The organism is Gorillibacterium sp. sgz306347 (assembly GCF_059735245.1).
On the sequence record NZ_JCAPET010000029.1, the window covers coordinates 18,946 to 33,197 of the forward strand.

The window sequence follows — 14,252 nt, forward strand, 5'->3', positions numbered from 1 at the left end:
AGGTTCGACAAACAGAATTATATTTTTTGACCTATATAGAACCTAATTATGAAACACTATTATTACTCAAATCGTTGAGAAGATACATGGACGATAATTTGTTCTTTAATGAACTAATATGGAAACGAGCAGCGAGCAATTAACTAAGCATGAAACTAAACAACTAAAGGTGTCTGGAGGCCGGGAAATAGAAACCTGCAACTTCTTTATCCACTTAAAAAGCGCTGGGCCTTCAAACCATAAAAGTTAGGAGATTAATACTTCCCACTTAGAACGCATCTGTTCACCTCACGGCTACTTCATCCCAATTGCCTCGCATAATATAACCCTCCCCAACTGCCCAATAATATAGTTCCGCAACTCCGTATTGCGGCAATAGAGGAAGCACCCCTTCATCCCTCTAGAGATCAGCACTTTGTAGATGTTTTTGATGAGCTTGGTCAGTTGTTCATTATCGTTCCTAAGCCCCTTTTTCCCTTGCTTGTCCTTGTACTCCTCAAAGTCAGAGTAAACGCGCATCGATTGTGGATCATATTTCAGGTCGTTCCCGATGATGACCCCGACATAATCGAACTCCAACCCTTGCGAGGTGTGGACGCAGCCAATTTGTTCAATCCCTCTATCGTCGATTGCCCAAGTGGAGAGCGCACGTCCGTTCCAGGGCATTTTAAAGTTATGTTCGGGAATCTCGACATCCTCGATTTCTCCATTTGGATTGCCGTCTTTGGCATCCGTCCATTTCCAGGCGTACCCTGCCAGCATTCGGGCTTTGTAGCCCTCTTCGACTTTCTCTTTAATCTTTTCATAAACATCGTTAGGGCTGTCCAGCAGTAGAAACTGAAAGGTATCTTGATCCCATCCGTCAAAATTGCCGGTCTCTCGAATTTGAAGGATATGATCGATCCAATTCAGAAATCCTTCAGCTCCCGAACACCTGAATTGGGCGGATAAGGTGTACTCAAAAACCTCGGAATGATTCAACTCCGCGATCCGCTTGATTTCTTCAACGGTCCCAATGTCATCGGGGCGAATCCGCTGGTTATCATCAATAAAGAAAACATTCACTTTGGAGGATTTGATAATGTCCTCGATTTGATTCACTCCTTGGTACATGTACGCGCCCTTCCCTTTGAGCCGATGGGCTTCATCAACGATCAAGACGTCAAAAAAATCGGGCGGCGAATTGTAAAATTGGCCCGAACCAGCGAATAATCCTCTCGCTCTTGACTTGTTCTTGGCCTGTTTGACCAACGTCTCCACCATTGCTACCCGGAATTGAGCGTTGGGGGCGACAAACTTTACGTTCAGCTTTTGCTTTAAAAGACCACCTAGTGCATTCATCGAGATGACAGACTTTCCGGTTCCCGGACCGCCTTTGACGATTATGGTCTTTTTCTTCGTGATCTCCTTTGCTTCGCTTAGAATCGATTCGTAGGCAATTTTCTGTTCATCAAGCAGGATGAAGTCGGAATTACCCTTAAAAAGACCGTCAATATGCTCGATCAGCTTTTTGGAAGGGCGAATTTTCCCGTTCTCGATTAAATAGAGCAGGTTGATTCCCTTTCCTTTTCCGGTATGCTGGTGGATAAATTCTTGAAGCTTGATTGTGTCTTCCGACAGAAACAAAGGTGCTTTTTGGATAATGGGTTGATACTGCCGGCTCTGGAGCGGATCTGGCCGTGGAGTCCTATAATTGTGGAGGTAGGCGCAAGAATAACTGCGAAGGTTATGATTCTGGATGGCTTCGTTCATGTCCTCCAAGTGCTGCCGATAAGACCATGCCTGATAGGAGGGGTGGGTCATTTCTCTTTCTCTTCCGCCCACACAAGCAAGCACCACATCCTCACGGTCTGTGGCTTTGGCGGAATCCCACTGTTTAAGCTCTACAATAATGAAATTATTATGGCCAGCCTCATCTTGGCCGGTTACGATAAAATCCACTCGCTTACTCGTTGCCGGAATGTTGTATTCAATCATAATGCCGCAATCATCTGCTATTCTCGAATTGCGGATGACGCGCTCCATAAACTGCATGGAATTGTTCCATGCCCGAATTTCGCCACGGCTCGGACGCATGCCCATCTTTTTGATGAAGGCCTCTTCGATCGATAGCGTCAGCAGATTCGTATCCACTTTCTCTCGAAACTCAAGCGCGCTGCTGCTGTATATAATCACAGGTTGCACCTCTACAAGTCAGTGTACTTGTCCTTTTTCCCAAATGCCTTTTCTATCGGATATTTGGCTTCGTTCTTTTGCAGCTTGTTTTGGATCAGTTCTTCCAGGCTCAAGCCCAGACTTTCCGCCAAATAGATCGAATAAATCAATACATCCGCCAGTTCGTCTGCAATCTCATCTTTTTTCAATTGCAAGGCTTCGTCTGACGTTTTCCATTGAAAATTCTCCAGGAGCTCCGACGCCTCTAGGCTTAACGAGATAGCCAAATCCTTTGGGTTATGGAACTGCTCCCAATTCCGTTGTTGCCGAAAGGCAAGAACCTTCTTTACGATCTCCTCATTCATCGTTCAAGCCCCCTAACAAGAATATTTTAACAGGAATTTGTTGTAATAACGTAGAAAATATTTTTATTTAAAGGAATTGTCTTATTAATGGAAATATTTAAGAGGAGACTACAAAAGAAGCCCCTGAAGGACAGGAGCCGTTTCGAAATCTTATATTTATTCCTTACTCCAACGCATCATTCGCGGGCGTCTTCGGATTCTGAAAGAGCCGCTGACGGTTGATTCCACAATCAACAGGCGTTAACGCTTCTATGCTCGGCGCGCTATACTGGTCGGAGGGATATGGATGATGGAGTCTCTCTCCATCTATCCTTTATTCCGGGATATTTTGTTGTTGAAGCCGTAAAAATTCAACTTCAAAATCTCGGTAAAAGGAAAGGAGGGAACGGTTAAAATCCTCAGCAGAGTTTGAAATTTTACTGTTTTCTTCTTTCATGAAGGTTAAATTAACTAAGCAGCCTTTTGAAGCAAACAGAAGGCTTTTTTGCATGGGTCTCCCGATACTTTGATAGGTTTCTTGAATATTTTCCTTGTCCGATTCGGATATAGAATTGATCCATATGAATTTCGTTTCCTTCATGGCAGGTTCATAAATAAGAGTGACCTGAACGATTATTCCCTCATCTTTGTTATAATAGTATATTTCCGAGTTTGTAGGGCTCTCAATGCTTCCATCCATGGTGTCGATTTTGCGGTTATCAAAAGCATTTATGGGCAGCGATTTCGTGACAACAACGTCATAATCCGGTGAAATCTTGACAAAATTCTTTGATGTAAAGCTCATCCTAAACTCTTTATGCAAGGCAGTAAATTGATCATAACTGATAATATTTGTTGAGGACTTATCTGTTGCTGTATTGCAGCCTACACAAACCATAAGGCACAAAAGAACCACGAATAGTCGGTTCGTGCGATGGAAATGCACATGAGAAAACATTTATACACTCCTTCTATGGGAAATGAGGAAAAAGGCTGCACGTATGCAACCTTTTCTTCTATGTTACTTCTTAATCAGCCGAACAAACCAGCCAGCTAAAAAACCAACCCCAAAATATACCTGTATGCAATCCACATTTTAACATGATTTGATTTTTTTTCAAACCCCTTAGCTGTTTTTATTGGAAAGCCTACCAAACGAAAGGATTGCCGGGTCTAGAAATGGATCGTTCTCCGGGATAACCGACGAAGCTTACAGCAAAAAGCCTCCTTCCGCGTATAGTTACGGAGGAGGCTTTGCTATTTCGAAAATCAGGAACATCCGATATTCTTATATCTTTTCTTCATTCCACCCCATCATTCCTCATAAAATTCTGCTTCTCCAAGTAATTCAGCACGGTTTGCGAGTAGTCGAGGTGCGATTCCTTCGTATATTTGGCAATCGTATAGATTTGAGCCAGATTTTTTAAGCCCAATTGTTCGGTCATTTCTTTCAGCCGGGGGACGTCCATGTAGCGTTTCCAGCCCTTCTCGTTCCGTTCTTTGTAGATGTCTTGAATGGCTTCGTCGGAATAATCGCGGTACTGCTCGTAATGGACAAGTCCCTGCTTCAGCAGCCGGTCGCGCGGGGCGGGGTTTTCTGCGGGATAGCCCAAGGAATACCCGACAATGGGAACGACATTGGGCGGCAGGTTCAGCAGCTCGCCGATCTGATCGCAGTTGGCCAGCGTGGAGCCCATGTAACAAATGCCCAGCCCCGCATTCTCTGCGGCCAGCGCGCAGTTCTGTGCGGCCAAAGTGGCATCAATGGCTCCGATCATGAAGCTCATGAAATTATCAAAATGCACGGGTGCGTCGTGGAGCGCCAGCCATTTTCTCATTCGATTGAAGTCCGCGCAAAAGGTTAACAAAATGGGCGCATCCACCACCATCGACTGCTCCATGTGGGCGGTGTAGAGCTTTTTTCGAAGCTCTTTGTCTTTTGTGACAATGATGGAGTAGGCCTGCATGTTGCCGCTTGAAGAGGCGCGAATCCCGGCATCCAGGATTTGCTCCAACACTTCTTGCGGGACTTCCCTATCTTCATACTCCCGTATGGATCGATGCCCGTGTATGACTTCGTTGAATTCCAAAGCGCTCACTCCTCTTAAATGATGTCCCTGCTGCTTCACATGGGTTTGGGTGCATAAAAGTCGCAAGATGTGGTTGGTTTTATGGTAAGGGACTCCCCGATAGGGCCATTACGTAGTTATTTTCTCCCGCCCCCTACCTAAAGTCCAAGACAGAAGCAGAACGAAACTTGACCCCTGTTTACTTCTTATGTATAGCCTTACAATTAAATAGAATGCTATCAATTTTCCTTGGTATCTCATTAATTTTGACTTGCTGCATTTTATTGAAGCCGTTGTAATCCTTAACTATTAAATCTAAAACATTCGAAACTCCACTAATTTCCACTTTAATTTCTTCTGTACTTGTACCATTAACTACAAGAAGTTGATCATTTTCTATTGATAATATTGTCGACATCAATAAATCCCCCTTATAGATAACAGCGTTTATTACCTAACCTACTTTACAAAAATTCACCTCTATTTGAGATAGTGTTCATGTCTTATGTAAGAAGGCTGCCTTTATGGCAGCCCCTAACTACTACTCTTCAGATCTTTCCTCAGCTATCTTTTTGACTAATGATTTGATAATTTCATTGATTTGTTGATTAAAATTACCAGATCTATAGAAATGAAACCCACCTACTTTTGTAGTATCATCGAAGAGACCTGTTGGGGCAGTATCAAACCAGACGGGTATCACACTAGCGTCTCCAAATCTATCTCTAAACTGTTCTGACTCAAACCGTGTCCAAATTCTTTTGGGGTAGTCGGGACCTAATAGAACTACAACAAACTGCGCTTCACTTCGATAAATTGGACTAAGATACTCTTCGACGTTTTCAGCAAGTATTCTGTGCTGTTCATTTTTATCATAAAATACAGACACCTCTTCTTCTTCGAGTTTTTCGAAAAGAGCCTCTGCCACATCTCGGTCACTACCAGCAAATGAAAGTGCATAATCGTAGCTGGATTTAAAATTAATAGATTTATACCCTACTTGTAAAACAAACTTTTTCCATTGAACATTCCGTATATAATAAACAAACTTAGGATCCTCGACGCTTATTACATGAGTGTTCGGTTCATAATGTATACATTCTGCGAAAAGTTCAGCGTGTTCACCATTTAGGAATCCCTCTAAATAGCCTTTTTCCATTACGGTATTGACACTGCTTCTATGTTTAGGGAACTTTCTTACCGCCTCATTTAAATCAAGGGCCCATTCATTACTTGTTCCGAGCCAGTACAATATATGCAAGTAAGGGGCTCTTCCATCCTTTCTTAACTTAGGACCTGTCGCAAAAGCTCTTGCCGTCTCATAAAAAGCTCGACCCAAATCATCAAATACTTTTTCTTTTATTACTTCGAGACTTGTTGTCACGACGGTTAATTCTTCTTTTGCTTCAAGTACATCTGCATGAATACAAATTTCTTTCGAGAGCATTTGAGCAATATGAAAACTTCCCTGCGCTTCTTTTGCAATGTCATCCTTTGTATTTATGGTAATATTAAGAGCTCTTTCTCCATTTTCAATAAGTTCGAGAACCTTTTCTTCCGGATTAGATTCAAACCTAATCGTGTCAATCCGATTATTTAAATCACGAGCAAATTTTACAAGTGAATCCCCGGCTTTATTTATTCCTATAATTACAATTTTTGTCTCGTTTGATTCCTCATCAGCTAGAGTTTTCATGTAATCAGCAATTAAATTCTTTGTTTCAGCATCCAAACGATGAAAATCATCAATTATAATAACACCCTTGGATTCAGTTGTAGGTATGGCTCGGATTTCCTCAATATCCTTTACTTTTCGAGCAGAAAGCTTACTAACTTTCATATCTATTCCGGACTCTTCAAGTGCTTTTGAAATACTTGATGTTTTCCCAATTCCAGACGGCCCCTCTATAACCAAGCCCTTCCCTAATGTGCGTAAAGAAACGAGGAGCTTTTTATATTCTGATGGTTTAACAAATGTAAAAGTTGGGACTCCTGAATCTTTGAATACTTCCTGTAAGTAAGGTAATGGCATGACTTCACTCCATGCATTATAGTTTTTGTAATTATATCACATTTCACCCGCAAGTGTCCTACCCCTTAAAAGCCCGCATACGGTTATCAGCCCTCGAAAAAGAGGGATCCCCATGAATCATTGTAGATGACTCAGGCCCCCCCCTTTTTTTATTTTGAAATCTCCCGGAACAGGTCGGCAACTCTCACTTCCTATAGCCCACATGGATAGAATCCGTAAGGGCCCTTAATTAGACTAAGACTCTGCCCCCGCATAGAAGAGCAAGTAGTTCTCGGCTTGGCTGCTCCAATAAGCGTCGTCATGGCGACCGCCCTGGTTGACCTGATAAGTAAAGGATTTCGTTTTGACTCCTTTTAGAATCTCACTCTGCTTTTGGGTCGCACCCTTGAAATCGTTCTGGTCCCCCATGTCGAGGTAAACATGCAGCTTATTCAGCTTCCGGGTTGCCGCCATAGAAAAAGGGGATCATTTTGTTTTCGGGCTTCTGGCGTTGGAAAAAACATTTTCTCTAAGTCGTCCCACGTGGGGCCATCAAAGAGTGCCGGAGCATGGCCGCCCACTTTGCTGTACAGCTAGGGATGGCGAAAGCCGACGTGGAGCGCCGCGAACCTTCATGGAGGTTCCGCCAATATAGCGGCCGCTGCGGGACGGAAGCGTGTTGAAATAAATGGGCATCCACGTAAGAAACAACGTCTTTGGTTTTATATAATCCTCGTACAGCCAGGTGTGCAAAACGCCTTCGTCTCCTGGATTCCCGCTTCCCTCCGTATCTCCCGGTTTCTTGGAGGAATGCATGCCAAAGCTGTTATCGATCTCCGGAGCCACGATAATCAGCGGCTCCAGACTGCCGTTCGCGATCAAGGCATCTGCCGTCTTGGTGATGCCCAGGGCGTCAAACCAATGATTTTCATTAAGTTTGTAGGAATGCAGCACGTACAAGACGGGGCATCGGTCCTGATGATCGTAATTCAGCGGCAAGTAGACATTCAAATTCCTGTTTTTCTGCAAGGCTTCGCTGCAAAAGTTGCTTTCAGGGTGGAGGAGTACGGATGGCTGCACGCGGAGCGGCCGAAGCAAAGCTCTGCCCCAGCAGGCAGAAGAGTAAAACCACGCCTAACACCTTCGTAAACTTCATTTCCAGATCGTCTTCCTTCTTTATTGGTGGTTGCTTCCTTCTTTCGCTCTCATCCTACAGCTCCCCTCCACGCGGGGGCAGAGCGTTTCAACAGCGATTCCCTGCTTTTTCACAACTTTCCCTCCTGGGCCTGTCAAACAAAAAAGCGCCCCTCGAAAGGGGCACGGCAGACATCCGTTATTCTGACATGGTACTGTATTTCGCTCGGTAAGTAGCCGGAGAAAAGCCGGCGTACTTCCGAAATTGCCGGATAAAATGCGCGTCATCCTGAACCCCTACCTTCCCCAATATTTCCGAGGTGTGCAGCTTGATGTTCCGCAGCATCATCTCGGCTGTTTGCAGCCGCAGCCGGCCCAAATAGACCATCACCATAAGACCGGTTGCTTGATGAAACCTTTCGTTTAAAGTAGTCCGGTTCACCAGAAAGCGGAGGTAAGGTTCTCTACTTTAATCTTTTGCCCATAATGCATATGTAAGTATTCGATGATCGGCCGGATCGGGTCCCGTTCGGCTTGAGGAATTGCCGCGGCGTCGAGCTGCTATTCTGCTGCAGCAGACGGATGCGAAACAACAGCTCCATGAGATACGAGTGGCTGCGGCAGGGCCAGTGGGCGTCGGGCTGAAGCGTCAGGGTTTTTGTCGATCTCCTCCAAAATGCTTTCCATATACTTTGCCGCCGCATGATCCAGAAGCAGACAGCCGTAAGCCCCCCGGACCGGTCCGTAAAAGGCTGCAGCATCCACTAATCCTGTGAATAGGTCCCCTCGGCCTCCCCGCTTTCCCGCTGGCCCTCTACCCAACCGGTCAATCCGTCGTTGATCACGTTTGCCCGGAACGAACGATTTTACCTTCAGGGAAGTGTCCGTTTTGAACCGGATTTTATCGGTTGCGTTCACACAATAGAGGATCGGGGCCACGACGGGATAGAGGACCTCCTTCACCTGCACCAAACCGGTTCCTTCTACCAGCCAAAGCGATGCGGCAAGCGGAGGGGGCCTCGTCTCTTCCGGATGGTAGGCCATGCTTAGCCGAAGGCCCGTATAATACTTCTTTCCTTCCGTCCAGAGAGGTTCCGAAAACAGGCCCGCCTCCAACCTTTATGAATCACTGCACCCCCATTTTATTTCCAATTTTCGTTTAGGCAATGACGTTCAGCAGGATCGCGGAGTACGGGCGGTTAAATAGGCTATGACTGCTCCTTTGAATTGGACTGCGGCTTACTTGGTTGGCCCTTACATTCCCTTACCTGATCCGTGTTTTGCTTGTTCCGGTCCTTCGGACAGCTGTATCGCAAGCCGCTTGATCTTATCGTTACGGATCTGAAAATAGAAATCCAGATAGAGCGGGTCCGGCAGGCCGGTTTTGTCGAAGTCGCCGTCAATCTTGAAAACCACTAGGGTTCCCGCCTCATGCTGTTTATGCTGTTTGAGTTCAAGCGTTATGTTCGCACCAAAATGGTGTTCGTCACTCCATTTTTTAATAGCGGCTTTGCCTGCCCATTCTTTGCCTTCATCGAGGACAAGAGCATCTTCCGAAAAGCAGTCGACGTAAGCCTCCGGATCGGGTTTATTGGCGGCGGCGATAAAATCTTGTATCACTTGCGGAAGCAGACGAGGCTCCATAAGATCATCTCCTTTGTAATTTCGTTAGACGGTGCGGATGGTTCCGCCGTCAATGACATACTCACAGCCCGTAATATAAGAGGCTCGGCTTGAAGCGAGGAAGGCGGCAAGCTCGGCGACCTCCTCCGGTTTGGCCGGCCGGCCGAGAGGAATGCCGCCAAGCTCATCCATTAGCCGCTTGCGAGCAGCCAGATAGTCCGTTCCGGCTTGTTCAGCCATTCTCTCGATTAACCGTTCTGCGGCTTCCGTTTCGGTGAAGCCCGGCGCCAATGCGTTGATTCTTATCCCCATAGGGCCGAATTGGGTCGCCAGGTTTTTACTATAGTTAACGAGCGCAGCTTTGGCAGCCGAATAAGGCATGGTCATGTTGCCCGGCAATTTACTCTGAATAGAGGATATATGGAGAATCACTCCGTTTTGCTGTTCAACCATGTGAGGCACAAACCCACGGTCGAGACGGACGGATGAGAACAGGTTTGCGTGAAACGTCGTCTGCCAATCCTCATCTGTTAGAGCTAACGCCCCTGCCGTGCTGGTCGAGGAGCCGCCCGCATTGTTAATCAAAATATCCAGGCCGCCGAACATTCGAATCGTTTCCTGAATCAGGTGGTCCACACCCTCCGGGAGGCTGACATCGGCCTGAATGAACCCTACCCCCTCCGGGAATGCTTCTTCGGGCAGTGATCTTGCCGCAGCGATCACTTCAGCTCCTCCTGCATGCAAACGCTGGACGATCGCCCTGCCGATTCCTCGGGTTCCGCCGGTCACCAGGGCTCGTTTGCCTGCAAATTCTTTGCTCCTATCCGATAAGTACGGGCTGTTTTCCATCGTTCTGCTGAATCCTCCTTCGTATGTGGGGTACAAGGATAGTTTAGTCAACAGAACCTGACAGCATCGTGTCCAGTTATCTCAAGTATTTTTCAACCATTTTGGTGGTGCGATTTTTCATCTCCAGCCTGACGGACGCCGGCTCAATAACTTCCAGCAGATCTCCGTATGAAAGAAGATAGTGATAAAGCCATTCTCCGGAAGGCATTTCTGAAGTAATCCGGAAAGACCCGTCTTCCTGTTTCATAATGTCCTCATTCTTGAACTCATCCACGATGCGATAGGCCCCCGCCGGTTCTATTTTTAATACCAGAGGGACTCTCTGAGGTTTATCGACGGGAACTTCTGTCCCCGAAGGCTCCGCCATGCCCTGCTGAAGCTTTTGAAGCTCCATCCCCGCTCCGTCTGAAAATTGAACATTCGACATCCTGGTAATCTTAAAGGTTCTGAAAGCATTTTGTTCAAAGCTATAGGCCTCCACGTACCAGGCCCTATCCTTAAAAAGCAGTTTCACTGGAGCGCCTCTCCGGCTTTTTTGTTCTCCGGCCGCGCTCAAGTAGGTAAACGAAATCACTTTATGCTCCAGTATGGCCTGTTTCAGCAGGGCATAGAGCTCTTTTTGTTTTTGCCCGCTGCCCCATGAGGAGAAATCCACCTCAATCCAGTTGGTGCTGTTCTTTCGGAACAAGCGGCTCAGCTTCGAGAAAACCTCGTCGGTATCAGGAAATCGGGCCGCGGACAAACTTTGCAAGGCAAAAAGTATCTCATCCTGCTCCTTGTCCGACAGCAAAGATTTGTTCAGGACAAACCTGTCGGAAAGGGAAATGCCGCCTCCTTTTCCTTGGCTGGTATAGATCGGAATTCCGGCCTGGCTTAAAGCCTCCACGTCTCTATAAATCGTTCTGACCGACACCTCGAACCGCTCTGCCAGCTCTGCCGCCGTAACGGTCCCCTTTTCCAACAAAATATAAACCACTTGGAATAATCGGCTGATTTGCATCCGCTCACCTCCAGGTTTTAGTATATCCGTTAAAACTGGACAACAAGATGTCAGGTTAAGGCTTGGAGAACATGCGCGCAGAAGGAAAGTCGTCTGTCACGGTTCACCGCAACAACGATAGAACAAAATGAAGGACGCCCCGATTGGGCGTCCTTCACAAAGCCAACCTTCTCTATTGCTCCATCCTCGCATTACTGCTGAATCCCCGGCAGAGCAACCCCCCGGAACACAGGTCCAAGAACGAAATGCGCTCCTTGTTGGCGGCAGGCTGGTCCCCCCGCTTTTCCCTTTTGCAAAAAGTATTTACACCATCATCTTCTTTACCGTGTTGATATAACGGGCCCGGACGATAAGAAAATACACCAGCTGGGCGGCGAGGAAGGCCGCCGAAGCGGTCAGCACCGGGACGTATACGGGGCTTTGCGCCTCCAGCTGCTCCAAGACCGGGCCGAGCACGACCAGGGATTGAAGCGCCGCCACCGCAATCGGGACAAAGAACAGCACGGCAATCTGGATGGTGGCCGAGATGTTCATCTCCCGGCTGCTGAGCCCGATTTTAGAGAGAGAGCGATACATCACCGCGTCGGCGGCCAGCTCCGTGTGCAGCTTGAAATAGAGAAAGCTCGCCGAGGAGACCGAAAAGATCAGCGCGACAAAAACCCCGATAAAGCTAATGAGGGAGGCGCCTTGCTTCATTTCATAGTAATTTTCCGCCCGGGCTTGCACAAACCCTTCCGGGTTTTCCTGGCTTCGGCTCCACTCGGTCAGTTCATGGCCCAGCTTCGTTTCGGGATCTCCCCTGCCCGGGAGCCTGCCGGATTCGGGCGTAAGAAAAACCGTGTATTGATAAAGGGCACGCCCCCCGGCTTCGTATTCCTGCTTCAACCGTTCAAACGCCTCATCCTGTACGACCAGCAGCTTCCCCGAGTAAGACAGAGCCGCGATCTTGTCCGTGCGGGACACATAGGGAAACGGATGCACCGTTTCGCTAATTCGCACCTCCAGAGTGTCTTGCGGAGGGAACTTTCCTTCCTTATCCGGCGTTTGCACCAGCACCGACTCCGTTTGGCCGGGCATTTCAACCGGATCGGTCTTCACCTCCGCCGCCAAAGCGTTAAACTGCGTTTGCGAGATCAGCAAAAGAGAGCGCTCCTGTCCCTCCTTGTCCCAGATGTCCGCGACCATCATATCCGCCTTTGCGGTGCGATAAACCAAACCTCCTGTACGGAGAGATTTCTCAATGTAGGCCAAATCAGCCTCGGTTTTCACTTTGTCCCCGTCGCTGTAAGTCTCGTATTGAAAAGCGAAAGGGTTTCCCCGATACACGTCCCGGGCCTCCTGCTGGAAAGCCAATACAAATCCGGTGCTCATGCAGGCCAAGGCGACAACGACCGACACCAGAAAAAGCATGCGCGCGTTATCCTTCAATTTGTAGCTCATCTCGGAGATCCACAGCAGATTGGTGCCTTTCCAGGCGGTTCCGCGTCTGCGCTGCAGTCTTTTGACCACCCGGACGGATACCTGGGAATAGAAGAAATAGGTGCCGGCAATCCCGGTCAGGGCCGCAAGCAAGAGTCTGGAATTGTTAAGCTCCTTCCCATGGAGAGCCATATAGCTGGCCGCGAGCAGGGCCACGCCGAACAGGGAAATCACAAGGTTGGCCTTCGGCTCCTTTTTCGGCTTGCTGTTCCCCGTGAGGAGCTCCAGCACTTGCCGTTTCCGAATAAACACCAAGGTAAACATAGAAATAAACAGAAACAGCAGCAGGAAGGCGCCCGCTGTCAGGAGGATCGCTTTTCCGGGCCAGTAAAAGGGCAAGTCCTCCATATCGATCACCCGGGTGCTGACGAGCAAAAACACTTTGGACATCGCCAAACCGGCCGCGATACCCGTCACGATGGCGGCGGCGCCGATCAGGAGATTTTCCATAAAGATCAGCAGGTTGATCTGCCGCGATTCCGCCCCCAGGATCGTGAGGATGCCGAACTCGCGATTCCGCGATTTCAGGAACACGCTGATGGAATAAAGGACGAAAAAGAACGCGAACACATAAACGACAGCGGTGGCGATGCTCATGCCGGTCCGGGTCATGCTGCCCATTTCGGAAACCTCGATGTCCGGGTGATACATAAAAACGGCATACGTGAAAAAAATCATGACCATAAACGAGCTGCTGAGCCAGTAGGCCAGGTATGCGCGCGCATTGCGGCGGACGTTGTTAAACGCGAATTGAGGAAAGTTCACCCGCATTCCCTCCCCAGAACGACAGCGTATCGATGATTTTTTGGAAAAAGGCCTGGCGGTCCTTGCCCCGGTGAATTTCCGCCGCCAGTTTTCCGTCCTTGATAAAAACAATCCGGTTGCAGTAGCTCGCGGCTACCGGGTCGTGGGTCACGAGCATCAGCGTCGTCCCGTCCTTCTCGTTAATCTCCGCCAGCGATTCCATCACCGCCCGCGAGGAATGGGAATCCAGCGCCCCGGTCGGTTCGTCCGCCAGAAGCAGCAGAGGCGACCCGGCAATGGCCCGGGCAATCGCCGTGCGCTGGCGCTGGCCGCCCGAAATTTCGTAGACGCGTTTGGTCAGAATCCCGTCGATGTCAAGCTTGACGGCCGTTTGCGCAAGCAAGCCCTCTACCTCTTTTAACGGGCGTTTGTCCAGCGTGAGCGGCAGGACGATATTTTCCGCTACCGTGAGCGTATCCAGCAGATTGAAATCCTGAAAAACAAAGCCCAGCTGCTTGCGGCGAAAAAGCGCCAATTCTCTCTTTTTCATCCGGTACGGGTTCCGCCCCCCGATTTTGACTTCGCCCGAGGTGGGACGGTCGATGGTGGAGACCATGTTTAACAGCGTTGTCTTCCCGCTGCCCGACGGCCCCATGATGCCGACAAACTCTCCTTTTCGGATGGTCAGATGAATATCGGTCAGGGCTTGGGTCGCCACTTTGCCGCTGTACACTTTATTTAACGATTTGACTTCAAGAATATCCAAAGCGATAGAAGCTCCTTTCTGTACCGTTTCCGATTGATACCCTAACTTTACGACACGGTCCCCTGGACCGCCATCGGTT

General features: G+C 48.2%; 13 protein-coding genes. All 13 read right to left on the reverse strand.

Translation table 11 applies throughout. The annotated features are described in order from the left end of the window. Positions 1-294: 294 nt before the first annotated feature. The 13 genes from AC6I6H_RS15525 to AC6I6H_RS15585 all read right to left on the reverse strand — a co-directional run bounded on the left by AC6I6H_RS15525 (position 295) and on the right by AC6I6H_RS15585 (position 14,173). Positions 295-2,175, reverse strand: coding sequence for a DNA/RNA helicase domain-containing protein (locus tag AC6I6H_RS15525; protein ID WP_497954849.1), 1,881 nt, complete (start codon positions 2,173-2,175; stop codon positions 295-297). 11 nt (positions 2,176-2,186) lie between these two features. Then, positions 2,187-2,519, reverse strand: coding sequence for a nucleotide pyrophosphohydrolase (locus tag AC6I6H_RS15530; protein WP_497954850.1), 333 nt, complete (start codon positions 2,517-2,519; stop codon positions 2,187-2,189). Positions 2,520-2,832: 313 nt separating this feature from the next. After that, positions 2,833-3,456 carry a hypothetical protein gene (locus AC6I6H_RS15535; protein WP_497954851.1) on the reverse strand — a complete coding sequence of 208 codons (624 nt, stop codon included), beginning with the start codon at positions 3,454-3,456 and terminating at the stop codon, positions 2,833-2,835. Positions 3,457-3,799: 343 nt separating this feature from the next. Next, a complete protein-coding gene (locus tag AC6I6H_RS15540; protein ID WP_497954853.1) occupies positions 3,800-4,627 on the reverse strand; it encodes a nitroreductase family protein in 828 nt (275 codons plus the stop codon). A gap of 139 nt (positions 4,628-4,766) precedes the next feature. After that, positions 4,767-4,985 carry a hypothetical protein gene (locus tag AC6I6H_RS15545; RefSeq protein WP_497954855.1) on the reverse strand — a complete coding sequence of 73 codons (219 nt, stop codon included), beginning with the start codon at positions 4,983-4,985 and terminating at the stop codon, positions 4,767-4,769. Between the two features lie 123 nt (positions 4,986-5,108). Continuing rightward, the gene (locus AC6I6H_RS15550; protein ID WP_497954857.1) at positions 5,109-6,599 is read right to left on the reverse strand and encodes a TIR domain-containing protein; all 1,491 of its coding nucleotides are present in this window, start codon (positions 6,597-6,599) and stop codon (positions 5,109-5,111) included. A gap of 531 nt (positions 6,600-7,130) precedes the next feature. Further along, on the reverse strand, positions 7,131-7,658 hold the full coding sequence (locus AC6I6H_RS15555) for an alpha/beta hydrolase-fold protein (protein WP_497954898.1): 528 nt from the start codon (positions 7,656-7,658) through the stop codon (positions 7,131-7,133). A gap of 253 nt (positions 7,659-7,911) precedes the next feature. Then, positions 7,912-8,154: a helix-turn-helix domain-containing protein gene (locus tag AC6I6H_RS15560; RefSeq protein ID WP_497954859.1), complete on the reverse strand. Its 243-nt coding sequence runs from the start codon at positions 8,152-8,154 to the stop codon at positions 7,912-7,914. Positions 8,155-8,966: 812 nt separating this feature from the next. After that, positions 8,967-9,356 carry a nuclear transport factor 2 family protein gene (locus tag AC6I6H_RS15565; protein WP_497954860.1) on the reverse strand — a complete coding sequence of 130 codons (390 nt, stop codon included), beginning with the start codon at positions 9,354-9,356 and terminating at the stop codon, positions 8,967-8,969. 24 nt (positions 9,357-9,380) lie between these two features. Then, positions 9,381-10,184 (reverse strand): SDR family oxidoreductase, encoded by an 804-nt coding sequence (locus tag AC6I6H_RS15570; RefSeq protein ID WP_497954862.1) that lies wholly within the window; start codon positions 10,182-10,184, stop codon positions 9,381-9,383. 76 nt (positions 10,185-10,260) lie between these two features. Beyond that, a complete protein-coding gene (locus AC6I6H_RS15575; RefSeq protein ID WP_497954863.1) occupies positions 10,261-11,184 on the reverse strand; it encodes a helix-turn-helix transcriptional regulator in 924 nt (307 codons plus the stop codon). Between the two features lie 303 nt (positions 11,185-11,487). Next, positions 11,488-13,428: an FtsX-like permease family protein gene (locus AC6I6H_RS15580; protein ID WP_497954864.1), complete on the reverse strand. Its 1,941-nt coding sequence runs from the start codon at positions 13,426-13,428 to the stop codon at positions 11,488-11,490. Further along, positions 13,403-14,173 (reverse strand): ABC transporter ATP-binding protein, encoded by a 771-nt coding sequence (locus AC6I6H_RS15585; RefSeq protein WP_497954867.1) that lies wholly within the window; start codon positions 14,171-14,173, stop codon positions 13,403-13,405. Before AC6I6H_RS15585 ends, AC6I6H_RS15580 begins: the two co-directional genes overlap by 26 nt. Positions 14,174-14,252 lie beyond the last annotated feature (79 nt).